This is a genomic window from Neiella holothuriorum (assembly GCF_019457915.1).
In the GTDB taxonomy this organism is placed as follows: Bacteria; Pseudomonadota; Gammaproteobacteria; order Enterobacterales; family Neiellaceae; genus Neiella; species Neiella holothuriorum.
Genome location: NZ_JAHZSS010000006.1, coordinates 121,108 through 139,756, shown reverse-complemented (window position 1 = coordinate 139,756; position 18,649 = coordinate 121,108). Strand labels below are relative to the sequence as shown.

Annotated in this window: 17 protein-coding genes; 9 read left to right on the top strand and 8 right to left on the bottom strand. The window is 46.5% G+C overall.

Annotated elements, in window-relative coordinates:
• Positions 1-20: 20 nt before the first annotated feature.
• Genes K0504_RS07275 through K0504_RS07235 form a run of 9 tightly spaced genes read left to right on the top strand, consistent with a single transcriptional unit; the run spans position 21 to position 11,858 of the window.
• A complete protein-coding gene (locus K0504_RS07275) occupies positions 21-4,520 on the top strand; it encodes an O-linked N-acetylglucosamine transferase family protein (protein WP_220103511.1) in 4,500 nt (1,499 codons plus the stop codon).
• Between the two features lie 35 nt (positions 4,521-4,555).
• On the top strand, positions 4,556-5,347 hold the full coding sequence (gene rfbF, locus K0504_RS07270; RefSeq protein ID WP_449867074.1) for a glucose-1-phosphate cytidylyltransferase: 792 nt from the start codon (positions 4,556-4,558) through the stop codon (positions 5,345-5,347).
• Between the two features lie 3 nt (positions 5,348-5,350).
• A complete protein-coding gene (gene rfbG / locus K0504_RS07265) occupies positions 5,351-6,418 on the top strand; it encodes a CDP-glucose 4,6-dehydratase (RefSeq protein WP_220103510.1) in 1,068 nt (355 codons plus the stop codon).
• A 24-nt stretch (positions 6,419-6,442) separates the two neighbouring features.
• Complete coding sequence (locus K0504_RS07260; RefSeq protein ID WP_220103509.1) at positions 6,443-7,171, top strand: glycosyltransferase; 729 nt, start codon at positions 6,443-6,445, stop codon at positions 7,169-7,171.
• A 25-nt stretch (positions 7,172-7,196) separates the two neighbouring features.
• The gene (locus K0504_RS07255; protein ID WP_220103508.1) at positions 7,197-7,760 is read left to right on the top strand and encodes a dTDP-4-dehydrorhamnose 3,5-epimerase family protein; all 564 of its coding nucleotides are present in this window, start codon (positions 7,197-7,199) and stop codon (positions 7,758-7,760) included.
• A 15-nt stretch (positions 7,761-7,775) separates the two neighbouring features.
• Positions 7,776-8,618, top strand: a complete 843-nt coding sequence (locus K0504_RS07250; RefSeq protein ID WP_220103507.1) for an NAD-dependent epimerase/dehydratase family protein — start codon at positions 7,776-7,778, stop codon at positions 8,616-8,618.
• Between the two features lie 22 nt (positions 8,619-8,640).
• The gene (locus tag K0504_RS07245) at positions 8,641-10,203 is read left to right on the top strand and encodes a glycosyltransferase (RefSeq protein WP_220103506.1); all 1,563 of its coding nucleotides are present in this window, start codon (positions 8,641-8,643) and stop codon (positions 10,201-10,203) included.
• 9 nt (positions 10,204-10,212) lie between these two features.
• Positions 10,213-11,166, top strand: a complete 954-nt coding sequence (locus K0504_RS07240; RefSeq protein WP_220103505.1) for a glycoside hydrolase family protein — start codon at positions 10,213-10,215, stop codon at positions 11,164-11,166.
• Positions 11,163-11,858 (top strand): class I SAM-dependent methyltransferase, encoded by a 696-nt coding sequence (locus tag K0504_RS07235; protein WP_220103504.1) that lies wholly within the window; start codon positions 11,163-11,165, stop codon positions 11,856-11,858. Before K0504_RS07240 ends, K0504_RS07235 begins: the two co-directional genes overlap by 4 nt.
• A gap of 97 nt (positions 11,859-11,955) precedes the next feature.
• Here K0504_RS07235 and K0504_RS07230 read toward each other — a convergent pair whose 3' ends face one another.
• The 8 genes from K0504_RS07230 to K0504_RS07195 form a co-directional block, all read right to left on the bottom strand.
• The gene (locus K0504_RS07230; RefSeq protein WP_220103503.1) at positions 11,956-12,975 is read right to left on the bottom strand and encodes a class I SAM-dependent methyltransferase; all 1,020 of its coding nucleotides are present in this window, start codon (positions 12,973-12,975) and stop codon (positions 11,956-11,958) included.
• A complete protein-coding gene (locus tag K0504_RS07225; RefSeq protein WP_220103502.1) occupies positions 12,965-13,537 on the bottom strand; it encodes a GNAT family N-acetyltransferase in 573 nt (190 codons plus the stop codon). The genes K0504_RS07230 and K0504_RS07225 overlap by 11 nt, the downstream gene beginning before the upstream one ends.
• Positions 13,534-14,283 (bottom strand): SDR family oxidoreductase, encoded by a 750-nt coding sequence (locus tag K0504_RS07220; RefSeq protein WP_220103501.1) that lies wholly within the window; start codon positions 14,281-14,283, stop codon positions 13,534-13,536. Before K0504_RS07220 ends, K0504_RS07225 begins: the two co-directional genes overlap by 4 nt.
• 4 nt (positions 14,284-14,287) lie before the next feature.
• Complete coding sequence (locus K0504_RS07215) at positions 14,288-14,509, bottom strand: acyl carrier protein (RefSeq protein WP_220103500.1); 222 nt, start codon at positions 14,507-14,509, stop codon at positions 14,288-14,290.
• Between the two features lie 3 nt (positions 14,510-14,512).
• Entirely contained in the window at positions 14,513-15,064 is a 552-nt protein-coding gene (locus K0504_RS07210; RefSeq protein WP_220103499.1) for an LbetaH domain-containing protein, read from the bottom strand.
• Between the two features lie 110 nt (positions 15,065-15,174).
• Complete coding sequence (locus K0504_RS07205) at positions 15,175-16,725, bottom strand: AMP-binding protein (protein WP_220103498.1); 1,551 nt, start codon at positions 16,723-16,725, stop codon at positions 15,175-15,177.
• A gap of 2 nt (positions 16,726-16,727) precedes the next feature.
• Positions 16,728-17,432 (bottom strand): WbqC family protein, encoded by a 705-nt coding sequence (locus K0504_RS07200; protein WP_220103497.1) that lies wholly within the window; start codon positions 17,430-17,432, stop codon positions 16,728-16,730.
• Between the two features lie 16 nt (positions 17,433-17,448).
• A complete protein-coding gene (locus K0504_RS07195; protein ID WP_220103496.1) occupies positions 17,449-18,537 on the bottom strand; it encodes a DegT/DnrJ/EryC1/StrS family aminotransferase in 1,089 nt (362 codons plus the stop codon).
• Positions 18,538-18,649 lie beyond the last annotated feature (112 nt).

Below are 18,649 nucleotides of genomic sequence, written 5' to 3'. Positions count from 1 at the left end.
CTTTTTTTAAGGGGAACATTATGCTGGCAGGTTTTTGTCAAAGTGAATTTGCCAAAATCGAGCCTTCGGTTCTGTTATTTGTAGAAGAGCAAGCTGATGCAGCCTACAAGCAAGGTTGTATCAAGCGTTTGCAAGCTTTAGTTGAGTACCTGGATGCTCAACAAATGTGTAAGCCCAAGTATTATCAGTACTTGGCTGAAGCGAGTTTGAAAACCGCACGCCCCAGAGCAGGCCAATTTGCACTGCAAAAATTGATCAGCATTGAGCCTGATAACCCTGATTACCACCTCAACCTGATAGATGTGCTCACCAAGCAATGCCTGTTTACTGACGCCCTTGCGCGACTTGAACAAACGACGGGTGCAATACCTGAACAACGCGTTCAATCGTTGCGGCAATTAGCCCATTCCCATGGCCAATTGACACAACTAGCAGCAACATTTATTAGCAATGAGCAAGCTGCTGTAAGTGATGATGAATACTTGCAGCAAGGCCAGTCATTACTGGATGTCGCGCTGCAGTTTGAAGATCGTCAAACCGTGGTTGCTATTGTTGAATCCCTCAGCAAGCGGGTTAGCCTGAGCGATGAGTTTGTTATCGAGCTGTGCTCGGTTATCAACAGCGATGAAACGCAGCAATTTTTGGATCAGCTGACTTTGGCTTTGGTTGGTAATGGCGACTATAGCCAACTGCTCCGTTGGTACTTGAGTTGGTATGCCAGTGAAAATTTGGCCATACCTATCAAGAAAGAATTGCTAAAGCTGTCGCGTAAAGCAAACTGGCCCGCAGATATCAATGCGGTGTTGTTTGCTATTAATGATAAATGGGCTGAATTTGCTACTTGTTGCGATGCCGGCTTAAAGCTACGGCAACGTTTGCCGGTGTTATTTAAATACGCCGTGGTTTATTGGCTCAGCAAAGCCAACGATAAAAAAGTTAACAAACAGCTCCAAACGGCAAGTGAGCTTAATGAAGATGAATTGAGATTTTTGGCCTCTGCGCTTGAGGCCTCGAGCCAATGGATTAACGAACGCCAAGCCTTGCTGCGCCAGGGAGTCGACAAATATCCCGATAACTTTCGTATGTTGAACGATTTAGCCGATGTGGAGCTTAAGCTAGGCAACACGGCCACCGCTCGGCAATTGTTTTTTGACGCATGGAAACGTTCTGGCCATACATATTTTCCGGCTGGCTTTAATCTCGCTAGCACCTTGCTCTCAGAAGGAGGGGCGCGACAAGCGTTCGACTACGCCAAACTTATTTTTGCATTGGAGCCCAATAATCCCCATTGCTGGTATTTGCTGAGCAAAATAATGGTCAGTAGTCAATACCGAGCACTCGACTACTGTTTTTTGCGGGTATACCTCAGCAAAAAGCCCGAGGATACGAATGCATGGCATGACTTTGCGACGGCTGCTAGGCAAATAAATCATTTAAATGAGTCACGGACAGTGCTCGAGCAGCTCATTGAACAGTCTCCAAATTGGGGCATGGCGCACAACTCAAAGAGTTTACTGGAGATGTCCTGTGGCAACGTTTCAGCTGCTGCGGATTCTTGTCTGACGGTGCTTGATAATGCCAAGTCTACACCTGTAGAAAAGTTCTTTGCTTTATCTAATTTGTTGTTTTGTGGTAACTACCACCCCCATGTGTCGGTCGATACTCTGAAGTCATGGTTTGCCCGTATCAATGAGTTTTTTCCTCAAGCTAATTATCAGCCCAAGGTCACATACCAACCTGGCAAGCGGATTAAAGTTGGTTATGTCTCTTCTGACTTTAAAACCCACCCAGTGGCTTTTTTCCTTGAAGCCTTATTCAAACATCATGATAAAGAACGGGTAGAAATTTTTGCCTACTCAGGTGTGAGTGCTGAAGATCAAGTGACCGATCTATTGCGCGAGCATGTTGACCATTGGAAATTTGTTGCCAAGACAGATGATCAAGAGCTGGCAGCAATGATCATCGAGGATGGCATTGATGTGCTGGTTGATTTAAGCGGCCATACCGACGGCAACCGGCTCAAGCTGTTTGCTCTTAAGCCGTGTGCTGTCCAGGTATCATGGCTTGGATTTGCCCAGACCACGGGCATGACGGCGATGGATTATTTTCTTGGTGATGAGCAACTCACCCCAGAACTGGCTGACGATTTTTTCTCTGAGCAGCCTTACCGCTTACCACGCGCATCGTACTGCTATACTCCTCGGCTTGAATGGCGTGAACAGCCCCCTGTTGTAAAGCAAAAAAGCCTTGATGAGCCGATAGTGTTTGGCAATCTTGGCCGTGCTATTCGCTTTAACGATCGTGTTCTGCCATTGTGGAAGCAGATCTTAGATCGCGTACCCAACAGCATCCTCAAAATTGATAACCCTAACTTTAAAGATGAAGAGAGCCAGAGCTTGATGTACCAGCGCTTAGCGGAACATGGTATTGAGCACTCGCGCAGTTGGGTCGGGTATACTCAAGACTATATTCATTCGATTTTGGACATTGATATTGCGCTAGATGGGTTCCCGCAAAATTCCGGCACAACCTTGTTCGAATTTCTCTGGTGCGGGGTGCCAATCGTTACCAAAAAAGATCGGCCATCGGTCGGGCGTTTGGGGGCTATGGTGCTGCATGCAATTGGCAAAGACCAATGGATTGCCAGTAGTGAGCAGGAATACGTTGATATTGCCGTGGCACTAGCCTCTGATCGCGCTAATCTAATTCAAGATCGTCCCGCGCTCAGAGATGCCTTTGTTGAATCGGAGCTATGTGATGGTGCTAATTTTGCTAATGCGGTAGAAGATGCCTATTTAGCGATGCTGGCAGAAAAATCCGGCAATACAGCAATATTGGAGAGTACGCCTTTGGCAACGACGACACCAATCGCTTCGGCGAATAATCACGCTAAAGAGCGGGCCGTCAGCTCCACTTGTCAAAAACTGATGCTCCAGCCTCTGGCACAGAGTTTGGTTGAGCTTATCCGTGAACAAGCCCTGCAAGCCTATAAGCAGGGTCATATTCAACAACTTGGCGCGTGTGTTGAGTTTCTCATTAATCATGATGCAGATGACGAGAACAGTTTGCAGTACCTTGCCGAGGCGGGGATTAAAGGGAATCGTCCAGACTTGGCAGAGCTGGCTTTGGTTGAACTTCTTAAGAAAAGCCCTCAGCAGCTTGAATTGCTGTTGCATTTAGCCGAAATGCAAGCGGCACAAAACAACTACCAAGCTGCGCTGAATGCGCTCAACCTAATACCTGCAACTTATCATGCAAATGATGACTTAGTTCAGGCTCAGCACGAGTTACAAGCCAAACAGGATAGCCAGCAGCAACTGCAACAGCAAGCCGCACAGTTGCGCGATGACGCGTTAATCCAGCAACTATCTGAATCAGATTATGAGCGCTTGGGGGAAGCTGTTCTGCAAACCGCTTTAAATCAGCACGAGCATGAACTCGTCATTGCGATTACTGCGGCGCTAGGGGCGCGTATAGAGCTGCAACCAAAGTTGCTAGTTGAGCTTTATCAGACCCTTGATGTGGCAGCTAACAAGTCGCTGCCAGTGCGATTTGTGCTGGCACTAGCGGCTGAGGGGTGTTACCCAGAGCTAATCCGTTTTCATTTGAATCAATCGCTGGCTGCAGGTTCGCCCATCGGAGCTGTCGAATCACTTATTAGCTCGCTTGAACCTGTATGTAACGACCCGCAGGCTGCTGATATTTTGGCGGTGTTATATGTGCAAACCGGCAATTGGCATGCATTTGATCAGCTGATTGATTCGGCACTGGCGTTGCCAAAGCGGTTGGCGGTTTTATTTAAGTACGCCAGCGAGCGCTGGCTCTCTCAAGGTCATGACCAACGTCACATACGTTGGCTCAACAAACCTGAATACCTTAATGCGGCTGAGCTTTGTTATTTGTCCGAAGGGTTGCAGCAAAGCAAAGATCCGCTGGATAAAAAACTGCAGTTGTTACAAGTGGCCTATTGGAAGTATCCGCAAAATACCAACGCGATGATTGCACTGGGTAACTTCTACTGTGCGGCAAACCACTACAAAGACGCTGTGCCACATTTTGTTCAAGCCATTAATCAGCAAACTAAGGATATGTTTGCTGCTTATTTTGGCTTGGCTTCGGCAATTCAAGATGGTGGCGATGACAATCAGGCCCACAGCTATCTACTCAAAGCCCTGGCTATAGCGCCGAATGAAACAAAGGTTTGGCAGCGCTTGGGCCAATTGATGGCAGGACAACAGCAGTGGCAAATGACGGCTGACGTCGCGAAGTATTGCTTGCGTGCTGAGCCAGACAATGCAGCACTGTGGTATTTGCTTACAGAAGCGAGCTTGCAGTTGGGAAATGAAACTCAGGCGCGTGAGTTTGCGCAACAGGCAATCAAGTTGGCGCCAGCATTGCCTACCAGTCGCCGTTTAGCTAGATTACTTGAAGATAAAGATAGCGATTTAAAACAGGCATTTGCTAGAAAAACCGGAGATTGTTCTGGTCACCAGAATCACGTAGATGAAATGGCTGAATAAATGATGCAGAGACGAATGACTGCGAGGGACATTTTATGAGCGCAATAAAAGCAGGAATGAAAGCCGTGATCTTAGCTGGTGGTTTGGGAACGCGGATCAGCGAAGAGTCGCATTTAAAGCCTAAACCGATGATTGATGTTGGTGGCCGACCTATGCTCTGGCACATCATGAAAATTTGCTCGTACTACGGCATCAATGACTTTGTCATCTGCTTGGGATACAAAGGCTACAAGATCAAAGAGTACTTTAGCAATTACTTCCTCTACAACTCAGACGTAACCTTTGATTTCCAATCCAATAGCATGGATGTCCATAACAAGCATGCTGAGCCTTGGAAGGTGACGTTAGTTGATACCGGTGAAGACTCCGATACCGGTGGTCGGCTACGCCGAGTGAAACATTACTTAGGCGATGAACCTTTTTTGTTCACCTATGGCGATGGTGTGGCGGACATTAATATCGAACAGTTGGTGGCATTCCACCTCGGCCATGGCAAGCAGGCAACGGTGAGCGCGGTGTTGCCCCCCGGGCGCTATGGTGCGCTGGAATGCCACGGCAATGATGTTCAGGGGTTTCGCGAAAAACCCCGTGGTGATGGTGGTATGATCAATGGTGGCTATTTCATCTTGAATCCAAAAGCGATTGATTATATTGACGATGATTTGACATCTTGGGAACAAGCGCCGCTCAATAATTTGGCCGCTGATGGCCAGCTTAAAGCCTATCGCCATGATGGATTCTGGCATGCCATGGATACCTTGCGTGACAAGAATCATTTGGAAAGTTTGTGGAAATCGGGAAACGCTCCTTGGAAAGTCTGGGACTAATTGATGACGCTTGATAATGAATTTTGGCGAGGAAAACGTGTTGTTATTACCGGTCATACAGGTTTCAAAGGTGCTTGGCTAGCAGCTTGGCTAAAACAATTAGGCGCCGACATAACTGGGATCGCGCTGGCGCCAGACAATGAGCCAGCTCTGTTTGATTTACTGGAACTATCTGCCCAAATTGATCATCAGTTGATTGATATTCGTGAGCAGCAAGCAACCATTGCCGCCATACGCCAAGCGAACCCTGATGTGTTGTTCCATCTGGCTGCTCAGCCGCTGGTCATTGAAAGTTATCAGCAGCCAATAGCTACTCTCAGCACTAACGTTATGGGAACCGCCCATGTACTGGAAGCGGCTCGCCAATGCAGCAGCTTGCAATCGATTGTTGTCATTACTACCGACAAGGTATATCACTCTGATGCTAGTGGCGAGCGTCATTCTGAGTCGGACCATTTAGGTGGTCATGATCCCTACAGTGCCAGTAAAGCTTGCTGTGAATTGCTCGTTGAGAGCTACCGCTCATCGTTCTTTAACCATACCGATGCCACAAAAATTGCTACCGTTCGAGCCGGAAATGTCATAGGTGGCGGCGATTTTGCAAAGAATCGATTAGTGCCAGATATTTGTCGCGCCTGGGCGCATGGGCAAGTTGTAACGATCCGTCAACCCAAAGCGATTCGACCCTGGCAACACGTACTCGAAGCCTTGCATGGATATTTGTTATTGGCGCAGCAAATGGTGTGCACCAATGACCTCGACCAAGCTTGGAACATAGGGCCGGCAGCTGATGATATGTGGCCGGTTGCCGCTATTGTCGAGCATATGCAAACCTTATGGGAAGGTGCTAAGGGCATGAAAATCGAACCGATGGAATACCATGAGAATCCAAGCTTATTACTCAATAGTGACGCTATTACGCAAGCAGTCGGCTGGCAGCCAGTGTGGGATTTATCCTGTGCCCTAGAGCACACCACGCGATGGTATCAATTGTGGGCCGATGGGCTTGATATCAAAGATCTAACCGAGTGCCAAATAGAACAATTCATGCGAGATAGTTTGTTTGCATGAGGCGAGGAACAATAGGAATTGCACGTGACCAAACGTTATCAAATCGTTGCCGCTTCGGCTGCCGCAACCTTAGAAGAAACGCTGCTTTATCAATCGTTACTAAAACTTAACCACGATAACTATGACGTAGGTTTGGACGTTACTACCTCGAACCAGCAAGGGCTAGCGGCGCTTTACAATGCCAAGCTTGATGAATATCAGGACATTGATTACATCATATTTTGTCATGATGATATTACGATTGAAGATGCTTTACTCTACGAGAAAGTTGCCCAAGCAATTGGTGAGCATTCTAACTTTAGTGTTTGCGGAGTGGCAGGAACCCGAGAGTGCGTAATTGGTGAAAAGAATCTCTGGCATTGGATGTACAAAGGTTTTGGAACGAATGCACCTCAGCCTTTTTCTGGGGCGGTTGCACATTATATAGGGAGAGACAATAGCCAATGCCATGTCACCAACTTTGGTCCAACCCCTCAACGTTGTGCATTATTAGATGGTGTGTTTTTAGCTGTTAATGTCAAAGATTTACAGTCTAAAAAAGTGCGATTTGATGACAACTATCCATCCAAATTTCACTTTTATGACCTTGACTTCTCGCTTGAGTGTAATCAAGCCGGTTTAATGTTAACCACATGGCCTATTTGGTTAATTCATGCTTCGGGTGGGCTTTCTAGTACTAAAAATGAACAGTGGGCTGCTGGTAATCAGTATTTCATTGATAAATGGACTAGGTTACTTGGCGCTGGCAGCTAATTGCGGCGCTATTCCGGGACTAACTATGCAGCAAGATTTTTCATTAGAGCCATTGCCGCTAGCTGATGCCTATCGAATTCGCCACAAGGTTTTTGCTGACGAGCGGGGCATGTTTAAACGGATTGGCTGTCATCAGACGCTGTTGAGTGCAGGCATTGATGCCCAAGTACGGCAAGTGAATTGTTCACTGACGCCAACAAAGGGCACCGTAAGAGGGATGCACTTTCAACTACCGCCCGCAGCAGAAGTGAAAATAGTAAATTGTTTCCAGGGCGAACTGTTCGATGTGCTAACTGATTTACGCCCTAGTTCGCCAACTTATCTACAGTGGTATGGTGAGCGGTTGTCGGCCGATTCTCATACCAGCCTGATTATCCCTCAGGGGTTTGCTCATGGCTTCCAGGCACTGACGAATGACGTTCTGATGATGTACCTCAATAGCACCGACTATGCGCCAGAATTGGAATCTGGGCTACACCCGCAAGATCCAGCGCTATCAATCGCATGGCCGTTGCCGGTAATTGGTTTGTCAGAAAAAGACGCGAGTCGCGCCTTTATCGCTGATAACTTTACTGGTGTTAAGTTTTAATACCACGGAGCGCTTATGAAAATTGCTGTCACCGGGGCAACGGGTTTTATTGGTATTCATGTTGTCAAATTACTATTGGCACAGGGCCATCAAGTAACGGCTATCTTGCATCGCTCGCCTTTACCTTTGGGGGATAGCCAGCTTAAAACAGTGTCTTTGCCACTGACTCAGCTCGCATCATCGCCGCTTGCATTCGCCCGCTTGCACGAGCCTGATGTGCTCATCGACCTCGGCTGGCAGCATTTGGATGACTATCATCATCAATCCCATATCGAGCAGCAACCTCAGGCTCATTTGGCGATGATAAGTAACTTGCTAAAGCAGGGACTCAAGCGAGTAGTTGGCATTGGAACATGTTTTGAATATGGCGAAGCGCAAGGTGAGATTGATGAGCAGCAGCCTTGCCAGCCCAGTTTGGGGTATGCTCAAGGCAAGCTCAACTTGCTACAGATGTTGCAACAATTGCAAGCTCAATGCGAATTTAGCTTGCTTTGGATGCGACCATTTTACGTCTATGGATTGAACCCTAATCGTGCCACCTTGTTCAGTGCTATAGCGCACGCAGCGCAGCAAAAGCAAGCCAGCTTTGAATTGCAAACACCCTATGCTGAACATGATTTTATCGCCGTTGAACAGCTTGCCGCGCATATTGTTCATTTAGCCACAGAACACCAAGCTACCGGAGTGGTGAATTGTTGTTCAGGTAAAGTGCGGTCGGTTATGGCCATTGCGCAACACTTTGCCAATACAAATCAGCTCAATGTGGCCATTATTGCAGCAGCAGATGCTGAGCCGGCGCCCTGCACTGCTATGTTTGGCAGCGTTGCTCGGCTGCACGCCATGGCCGAAACCAGTTAAAGTCATTTTTATGGATACCACGATGACAATTGAATCCTTGGATAACCCTGTCTCAGTTGACTTATCGCCAATTTGGCTAAACATGCAAAAATTTGCCGGTTGCGAGCAGCTGAAACTCAATTTAGGTTGCGGCGCCGATCAAAAAGAGGGTTGGATCAATATCGATTCAGGCGATCATTTTGGTCAGCAAGGGCTAGATATTGTGCATGATCTGGCGACCGGAATTCCGTTTCCGTCCAATAGTATTGATTTCATTTTTCACGAACACTTTATTGAGCATTTGACTCGCGAGCAGGGCAAGGCATTGACTCAGGAGTGTTTTCGAGTGCTAAAGCCTGGCGGTGTATTGCGAATAGCTTGCCCCGATCTTCGACAAGCCGTGCTTGATTATTTAAATGATGAAATCAAAACTCGCGAAGAGTTTGTAAAGTACTGCTCGCATTGGATGGATAAGAGTAATGCTGAAATTCTTAATTTGAGCATGAGGGAGTGGGGCCACCAATACATTTATGATGAAGAAGATCTAACTAAGCTGCTGCGAGAAGTGGGCTTTTCTGAAGCGGCTATTCGCAGAGCTGAAGTTGGCAAAAGCGACTTTAGCGAGCTTGCCAGTTTGGAAACGCGTAAAGACTCGTTAGTTATCGAAGCTGTTGTTGGTGGTGAACGCGAAGCGTCCGCGCCGTCTGACACAAGCGTTGATGGCAATAGCACCGGTAGCAACAATACAGGTGGCAAGCGCGCTGATGACAATTGTTCTGACAACAATAGTGAGCAACCAGTACTTGTTTCTGTGTTGGCATTTGCCTACAACCACGAAAAATACATCGCTGAGGCACTGGAAAGTTGGCTGATGCAGCGGTGTGATTTCAAATTTGAAATCGTTATTGGAGAAGATTGCAGCACTGACAGTACGCTTGAAATCATCGAACGATATCAGGAGCAATACCCGGATATCGTTCGGGTGGTGAGCGATGTGAAAAACGTTGGTTCGCGTGAAAACTTTCTCAGAACAGCAGTACTGTGCAAAGGGAAATACGTTGCCTATTGTGAAGGCGATGATTACTGGATTGATGCCGAAAAGCTGCAAAAGCAGGTGGATTTCTTGGAAGCAAACGATGACTACTCCACTTGCTTCCACGCCATTATGGTTCGAGACGAACAGCATCAAAAGTTGCTCCCCGACCAAATGACCAAAAAAGTTAGCAGTTCCACCGATATCTATGATTTGGCCGAGGGTAACTACATTCATACGCCGAGCGTAGTTTTCAGAAACCCATTCAAATCGGGTTTTCCTGAGCAGCTATTAAAGTCACTAGAATTTGCGGTTGCAGGTGACTACATCATGCATATGTACAACGCTCAGTTTGGTAAAATTAAAAAGCTGCCTGATGTTATGGCGGTTTATCGGGTGCATCCTAAAGGGCTTTGGTCTAGCAGGCCGCTGCTCCAGAAATTAAAGGATTGGACCAAAGTGCTAGATAATCTAATTGATAATTTTAGTGGTAACATTGTTGATGTCCTGAAAGTTCAGAGAGAAAAAAATTTAGCTCGTATTGACGAATTGAGTAAACAGGATTCGAACTAAGGACTACAGGTGATTTGGAATAAGAAAGGGCTGGCATTTTCGCCGACCAATTGCCAAGACTCAGACTGGATGCAGGAGTATGCGCAGGCACCTTGCTCCATCATTAAAGACAAGAAGCTGTTGGTGTACTTCTCAACTCGGCCTAAAGCTAATGGCGCTTTGATGCGGGTGGCTCACCCGGCCTTTGTTGAATTTTCCAGCTTGGCAATGGATGAAGTAACTGCCACGTCAACTCAACCGCTGCTCGAACTGGGGCAGTTGGGCTGCTTTGATGAGTTTGGCATCATGCCATGCAGCGCGCTACAACATAACGGCAAAATCCTGCTTTATTACGCTGGTTGGACGCGCAAAAGCTCGGTTCCTTATGATTGGGGCATTGGTTTAGCGGTTAGTAGCGATGGCTATCAATTTGAAAAATATAGCCGTGGCCCGTTATTCGGCGCTACGCCTGATGAGCCTTATCTGTTTGGCTGTCCGAAAGTACAGATCATCAATGGCATTTGGCACATGTGGTACATCTCAGGAATTTCCTGGGTCGCAGGGCAAGATCGCAAGGAATCGGTTTATCGAATCAAACACGCAACCTCAGATAATGGTATTGATTGGCAACGTGATGGTAAGCAAATCATCCCAGCTATGGTCGAGGATGAATGCCAAACTTGTTTCAGTGTGATTGAGATGGATGGCGTATACCACGCTTGGTTTACCTACCGTCATGGCATTGATTTTAGAAACCCCGAACGGGGTTACCGCATTGGCTATGCCTATTCCCATGATCTAAAACATTGGACTCGTGATGATAGCAAAGCCGGAATCAAGCTGTCGGCGAGTGGTTGGGATAGTGAAATGGTCTGCTACCCCGATGTGTTCAAAGCAAATGACGATATTCATATGTTGTATTGCGGCAACCATTTCGGAGTCGAAGGTTTTGGTCATGCCGTGTTGAATGAGGGAAGCAAATGACGGAACAAGCCAGCAGCAACTGGGAGCGGTTTTATAACGACAATGCACCGATGTTGTACCCTACCGAGTGGGTTATGCGAACCCTAGCTGGGGCAAAATACCCGAATATGAAGCTTGATAAGCGACACTATAAAGGCGCGAGTATTCTAGATTTGTCGACTGGCGATGGCCGCAATCTTGAACTTTTGCATCGCCTTGGTTTTAACATTACTGCGACAGAAATATCAGAGCCGCTGGTAGCAAGCGTAAAACGCAATATGCCAGCAAACTATCAAGCACAAATCAAATTCGAGATCTGTTTCAATCACGATTTACCTTTTGCCGACTCTAGTTTCGATTATTTTTTGTCATGTAGCAGCCTGTATTATTTGAACGACGGTGTCGAATTTGACGATATCTTGACTGAAGCATTTCGGATTATTAAGCCGTCCGGTTATTTGATCTTCTCCTTACCAACGATTGACAACAGTGTACTGGCAAATGCTCAGAAAATTGCGCCGAACCGATATACCATTACCAATGATCCCCATGGCTTAAGAAACGGTATCGATTTCTTTGTGATTCATGATGAGCAGGAAATTGCAGATTTACTCGAAGAGCATTGTAGCCATGTCGCAATAGGGCACGAAGCAACCAACTACTATGGCTTAAACGTCTCCTGCTACTATGTGGTGTGTCAGAAACAAGCATGAACCGCAAGTAACATTAGCTTGATATGCAAAGGGCCTAAAGTTACTTAGTTATGGGCCCTTTGGGTATCAGCTCGTTGGTTCGGTAAGTGACGACTAGCTAGTCGTTTCGAATGGTTTTGGTTGCCGCCTGTTTCACCACGCTATCTAACCAGTCCGACATACTCATTCCGCTATTTTTTTGGGCTTCATAAGCAAGTTGCTTTGTTTCATAACTTATTCCTTCTAGCTGCCCATAGTAGCGACTCCAATGCGTACCGCCTCGCTGGCTCGGTATATCGATGTGATAGTCGGCAACAGGCTCAGATTGGGCAACGGTGAACTCCACTAAATAGAAAGCTCCCATCATGATCCATTCGACCTTAACCTGTTCAGCTCGAGTAGGCAGAGAATCCAGTGGCGGTGAACATTTAAGTAGCGGATTCGAGTTCATCATGACTTTGCCGAATTCGCAGTCACGTAGCCAAGGCGCCATTCCCTCATCGCCAATTACGATTTTACCGCCGGGCTTAACGACTCGGGTTAATTCACTAAGAAACCTTGGAATATCTGAAAATGTATTCAGCCCACCGAAGTGGTGAGCTGCATCAAAGTGATTATCCGGAAACGATAAGTAGCATGCATTGGCCGTAGCCATCTCTACTGTAGCAGGAGAGCTAAGCTCGGCGATTTTGTCAATCGCTAAGGCAAGGAAGTTGGGGGACAAGTCTTGAATGAACAGTTGCCCGTCAGGGCCTAGTTTTTTCAATAGGTAGACACTGCCATCGCCGCCACCGCAGCCGACTTCAAGCACCTTAGCGTCAGGTTTGATATTAAGCCGTTGGGCAATATCTTCTCTCACGCCAGCTTCGTTGGTTTTGAAAGTTCGAAATGGTATGTCAGCAAACTTATGATAGTCCTTGGCAAGAGTATCGTACGTTTGACGGGTTTCTTCATCGATCTGAGCTAATGCCTTTGGGTAGGTAAAATCTGGAATGCCACCGGTTATGTTGAAGGTCAACCCAGCCAGCGAGGTCAATGTACCCTCGATGATCTCATCGTTATCCTGATGAGTAACATCTAACGTCAGGGGAGATAAGCTTTTCGGGCAGCGGTAGTGATTGAGTTGATTAAGTTTCATCTAGCTCTCCGGCGAATTCTTCAGCCAATAAGTCGTACCACAGAAGACTGTGCCAGGTCTGCGACTTTTCAAATGCATAACGTTCTGTTGCGTAATGGGTAAAGCCAAGCTTGTCGATAACTCGCTTCGAGGCGGGATTTTGCTCTGCATGGGCAACGACTATTTTTTTCAATCCCAGGTGCTCAAAAGCAAATTGGATAACCGGCTTTGCGGCTTCTGTTGCGTAGCCTTTCGCCTGATGTTTTGTGTCTATCCAATACGCCAATTCGGCGCGGAACAGCGACCAGCTCCGTTGTTTTAATGTGATATCAATAAGCGAGATAACGCCGACTAGCTCTTTACTTTGCCAAATAAGCCAATGCCAGCCCTGACCTGTAGCTTGTGCATTTTGCATGCTGGATATGACGGCTTTGCTCTGTGCCACGGAGTCGTGCGGCTCCCAAGCAAGAAATTCGGTAACCGCCGAGTCACTTGAGATGGCAAATAGCGCTTCGGCATCGGCAGTTGTTGGCGGCGTCAGTGTTAAACGTGAAGTTGAGAGAATCGGGGGGGGCTCGCTCATATCGATAAACCTCCATCTACAGCAATGGTAGTGCCGGTCATAAAGTCGTTTTCCACCGCACAGATTACAGCGGCAACCACTTCATTGATTTTACCAGTCCGGCGCAAAGAGGTTTGCTCTACCCAGCGAGCGAGCATTTTGTCTTCCAAAGCATCATGGGTTCCGGATGTGTCGATAAAGCCTGGCGCGATACACATCGAGCGAATACCAAAACGGCCCAACTCCTTTGCCCAAACATTGCTCATCGCTTCAACTGCGGCCTTAGACGCCGAATAAGCTGTTTGCCCGATGTTACCTTTGGCCGCAATTGAGCTGATATTGATGATGACTCCTTTGACGCGCTTGTCGAGCATTTTTTCCGCAGCCGAGCGTGCCATGAAGAATACGCCATCTTGATTAACGGCCATTACTTCGCGCCAGCTTGATATACTGTGCTTGCGCTCATTCCTATCAAGCAGGTTGAGCAATGGCGTATTGCGCATCAAGCCAGCATTGTTGATAAGTATACTGATGTCGCCGAGCTCATCATCAATATGGGCAATAACTTGGTCGACTTGCTCGTGATTAGTTACATCGCAAGGAAAGGCAACAATATTTTGGTTAGTCGCAGTAAGATTGGCCAAGGCATGCGGATCGATATCCAGCGCAGCGACCGTTGCGCCGCGTTGGCTTAAAGCGATTGCTAATGCCTTACCAAACCCGCTAGCTGCACCCGTAACAATGGCAACTTTCTGTTCGATGTTCATGTCATTATTGATGTTCGTTAACAATGCGCTTAATAGCGTCAAACGAAGTCATATCTGCAATTTCATCGCTGCTGAGGCGAATGGCAAGTTTGTCTTCGATGGCGCTAATTAAGTCCATATGGGTCAATGAGTCCCAGTTGGCAACATCTTGCATTGCCAAGTCTTGGTTTGCTTCTTCATAGCTGATTTTAAATGTTTCTTCAAAGATCGTTTGAAGTAAAGACATGAATTAATTCCTACTATTGAATTCGGATGAGAATCTGATGAATTGATGGCTGTTTAAGCGGTAAGTTGGGGTTTCCGCAGTGATAAGCACAGAGCCTTCAGCAATACATTTATTGCAAATGGCGCCGGAGCCGATAATGGCGTCTCTCCCGACCGTGATCGCGTTGCCCAGCGTAGCGTTGATGCCAACGAAGGTTCGCTCGCCAATGGTTGCACCTCCGCCGATGGCGCAACCTCCAGATATCCAACAATGATCCTGCAATACACTATGGTGACCGACCATTGCGCCGCCCCAGACAAGCACATTGTTACCGACCGTGACGCATGGCTGAATCACTGCGTCGTCCATGATCATTGAGTTATGGCCAATTGGACCATTGATTGGTGTATGTTGTGGGTAGTAACTGACAAGCTGATAGCCGAGAGTCGTTAACTGCTCAACTTTACTCTCTCGTAGGGTATTCAACTCTTGGTAGCCAACAGCCACAAATGCTGCATATTCATTTGGTGGATAGCTTTTTGCAACGGAGTCGATAGCGATAACAGGTTTACCCAAAAAAGGCTCATCGGTGACAAAGTCGTTATCACACACGTACGCGAAAATATTATATTTTTTAGTTAGGTAGTAGGAGCATGACTCGGATATTTTGCCGGTTCCAAATACGATTATGTTGTGCAATTGGCTATCTCCATGCTGAGCATTTTTCTGTCAATTTTGCCGTTCCTGTTCTTTGCTAGCATATCTTTGAAAATGAACTTGTCAGGGATCATGTAATGGGGAATTTTCTGTCTTAACTCAGTGGCTATTTCCTGCTCGGAACGGTTGGTACAGACGAAGCTGGCAATTCTGGTATTGGCATCATGATCTTGGTAGGCGATTGCCGCATTCTCTATCACACCTACGATAGAGCCAATCGCAATTTCCACTTCATCTAATTCGATCCTATGGCCCATCTTTTTGATCTGATTATCTTTTCTACCGCAAAAATGAAGCAGCCTAGTTTGCTGGTCCAATCTTACTAAATCGCCAGTTCGATAGGTATCGTACTCTTGACCTTGGCCAGCAAAGGTAAACGCCGCCGCGGTTTTGGCTGCATCGTTAAAGTAGCCTTGAGCTATGTTTGGGCCAGCAAGCACTAGCTCGCCTATGTTGTCATCATGGTTACCATCGCTAGCATGATTGATGATGTCAAAAGTAAAGTGGCGGCATAGCTTTCCCAAGGGAAGCAATTGTTGTTTTTCTATATCGGCGGCGGAGACCTGATAGCTACTGCAGATGCAGGTGCCTTCCGTTGGGCCATATACGTTGAACAGGGCGCTGCGGTGTCCAAATAGCTGCCAAATGGTTTTCAGCTGAGTTTTAGGAAAGCCTTCTCCACCAAAGATAATGGCTCGGATCTGGGCCAGATCATCAGTGCGCCAAGCTCGCATCTTACTGTAAAAAATAAGCAGGGAAGGGACGCTAAACCAGATGGTTGGTTTTAGTTCTTTGAGAAGGTTTAAAGCCTTTAAAGGTTGCTTGACTAACTGGTCATCGACAGGAAGTAAGGTTGCACCGTTGAATATCGAGGCATAAAAGTCGAACACTGAATTATCGAAATAAATCGGATTTAAATTGGTAAAGCGATCGGCGCTCCTGATCGCGTACTCGTCTTTTGCCCAGCTAACAAAATTAACCAAACTACTTTGTTTTATTAAAACCCCTTTGGGAATGCCGGTCGAACCAGAGGTAAACATCAAATAGGCGGTTGTATCATCAGCAATCGCGGCATCGACTAAATTACAATCATCGAACTCAGCTGAGCGATCAACTAGTTGGCTTAGCGTTAGATGGATATGTTGGTTCGCAGTTGCGGCACCGGCGCAAGTTGCCAATTTCTCGGTTGACGCAATGTCTGACACGTAAACACTAGGCCGATACTTAGTGACTATATTGCTGAGCCGCTCTGCTGGGGTACTGCGATCAATATTGGCGTAAGTAATACCGAGCTTTAAGCAGCTAATCATTAATGCGAATGCGGTGATAGATTTATCATGTTCTATAAAGATTAGATCGCCCTGAGACGCCCCTTTAGATTGCAGCAACTTGGCAATTCTGTTCGATAAACTATTGAGCTGTTGAAACGTTAGTTGGGTTCGATCTTCTGTTTCAATCGCTACCGAATCGGATTGCTGTTGGCAAATGTGATAAAACAGCTTAGTAAGGCTCTTGTTCATGGTTAGCTCAACTCAAACCCTCGAACGAGTCGCTTTATTTCACTTACTGGGTTATTCATCAATACATCGATCATAGATAGCGAAGGTACAAATTCTGCAGCGTTTTGTTGGTATGGCCGTTGTTGGCTGTCAAGAAATGACAGCTGAATACCCTTTTTCCTAAAATTGTTTTTGTCGTATAAATGCTTACCACCTGAAAGATTGATGTATTGATTGGCACCTTCTTGTTGGCAGATGTCAATAATACGTGCTTCTCCAGATTTGTCGTTGTTACCGTAAACTGCAGTAGACGATGTTGTTACCAAGCATTTTATTTCAAGCAGCGCGGCTATTTGCTCCAAGCTGTAGCGAAGTAGTTGCGACAAGCTAGTGGTTTTAAACGTCAGAATATCGGTAATCAGGGGCATCGCAATGCTGTAATTGGGTGACTTGGCATAGTTTTGCCGTAGAGTTTTTAACAGTTTGTAAGCCCATCCTATATAACTAACGGCCAATTCATGTTCGGCGATGGTTTTGTTTTGGCTCTTCTTAGATAGCGGTAACTTAAAAAGTTGTGGCTTGCCATGAATCAATACGCGGTTTCTATCAATCCAGCCTTTATTTATGTAGTTTATATCGTCATAAATGATAAATTTATCAACACTTTCCATGAGTTGATAGTAACCAATATAGGGAAATATATAAGGCTGCATAATGGCAATTTTCATTGTTCTAAATCGCTGCCTAATTTGCCAACATGGTTAGCAGTGCGGATATCTCGCTATTAGATAACGCAGCCATATGTTGGTGACACGGCATGTTAAAAATACGCCGATAGATACTTGAAGCAGTGGGTGTATTCTTCAGCGGAAAGTAGTACTTCATTAAAACAACGGATTCGTTGTTTAGTTTTTCTAGTGGAATTTCTTGCTTGGCAAGCAATGGGATATTGCCGTAGATCTTGCCTGTGCCTAGAGGTTGTAGTGGCTCCAAGCTACTATCAACAGCAATACGAACGATCCGTTCAGCCTGCTCCATATAGGCCGGATACCATTCAAACATTTGTTGCATCCAGGCCATGATAGCCGCTGCATTAACGTCTGCTAGCTTCTCATTGGAATAGTACTGGCGATTGCTTGCCGCTCGGCCTCGACCGAAACTGATCATATCTCGAATTAGATCAACATCAGCGCTATCGGCAATCATGCAGCCGCCTTCGCCAATTCCCCATGGCTTGGTCTGGTGAAAACTAATCGCCTCATTTGGCGACGAAGCGTGGCGCCAATCTGAAAAAAGACCTACGGCATTATCAATGACCAGCTTTTTGTTGAGTTTGTGGCATAGCGCTTCATAGTCTGAGATATCTGAACACAAACCAAAGGTATTGGTGACCACCAGCCCATCCCATGAGTCTACTGGCAAGGCTGATAACGCTTTCAAGCTTAGCATGCCTGTTTTGTCACAATCAACAATAGTGGCGTTGTTGAGGCAACCGACATTACTGGCGATAAAGCCAAAGGAGGAAATAACCCAGTTGAGTTTTCGGCCGGCTTTTATTTCTTCAAGATTCACTAGGGTGTGCAGCGCAGCGGTACCGCTTTTGCACATCACGACACTTTTAGTAGCCGGTAGATGGAGTTTTTGCTCGAGGAAGTATTCCAGTCGCAACGATGCGGGCCCGTAATTGGCCCAGTGGTTGCGTTGCCTGCTGCCTTCTAACAAGTTCGCGATGACCGCATAATCTATCGGCTTGTTTTCGATAAATGCTACAGGAAGCTCTGCCACGCGAGGTTCGCTTGAGGCAAAAGTGCGAGCAGTTGGTTCATGCTTCATCGTGAGTTCTCCTGCAGCCCGTGCAATTACTGCGGCTTTGCTATGTCAAATGATTGACGGTTTACTTTCTATCGGCTGTTCTACGCATATATTAAGCCACAAAAGTCGAGAA

Bases quoted from the DNA above. Each gene is read 5' to 3' on its own strand.
- K0504_RS07215 (WP_220103500.1), bottom strand. From the start codon at position 14,509: ATGTCTTTACTTCAAACGATCTTTGAAGAAACATTTAAAATCAGCTAT.
- K0504_RS07230 (WP_220103503.1), bottom strand. From the start codon at position 12,975: ATGAAACTTAATCAACTCAATCACTACCGCTGCCCGAAAAGCTTATCT.
- K0504_RS07255 (WP_220103508.1), top strand. From the start codon at position 7,197: ATGCAGCAAGATTTTTCATTAGAGCCATTGCCGCTAGCTGATGCCTAT.
- K0504_RS07275 (WP_220103511.1), top strand. From the start codon at position 21: ATGCTGGCAGGTTTTTGTCAAAGTGAATTTGCCAAAATCGAGCCTTCG.
- K0504_RS07195 (WP_220103496.1), bottom strand. From the start codon at position 18,537: ATGAAGCATGAACCAACTGCTCGCACTTTTGCCTCAAGCGAACCTCGC.
- K0504_RS07200 (WP_220103497.1), bottom strand. From the start codon at position 17,432: ATGAAAATTGCCATTATGCAGCCTTATATATTTCCCTATATTGGTTAC.
- K0504_RS07235 (WP_220103504.1), top strand. From the start codon at position 11,163: ATGACGGAACAAGCCAGCAGCAACTGGGAGCGGTTTTATAACGACAAT.
- K0504_RS07250 (WP_220103507.1), top strand. From the start codon at position 7,776: ATGAAAATTGCTGTCACCGGGGCAACGGGTTTTATTGGTATTCATGTT.
- K0504_RS07220 (WP_220103501.1), bottom strand. From the start codon at position 14,283: ATGAACATCGAACAGAAAGTTGCCATTGTTACGGGTGCAGCTAGCGGG.
- K0504_RS07225 (WP_220103502.1), bottom strand. From the start codon at position 13,537: ATGAGCGAGCCCCCCCCGATTCTCTCAACTTCACGTTTAACACTGACG.
- K0504_RS07205 (WP_220103498.1), bottom strand. From the start codon at position 16,725: ATGAACAAGAGCCTTACTAAGCTGTTTTATCACATTTGCCAACAGCAA.
- rfbG (WP_220103510.1), top strand. From the start codon at position 5,351: ATGACGCTTGATAATGAATTTTGGCGAGGAAAACGTGTTGTTATTACC.
- rfbF (WP_449867074.1), top strand. From the start codon at position 4,556: ATGAGCGCAATAAAAGCAGGAATGAAAGCCGTGATCTTAGCTGGTGGT.
- K0504_RS07245 (WP_220103506.1), top strand. From the start codon at position 8,641: ATGACAATTGAATCCTTGGATAACCCTGTCTCAGTTGACTTATCGCCA.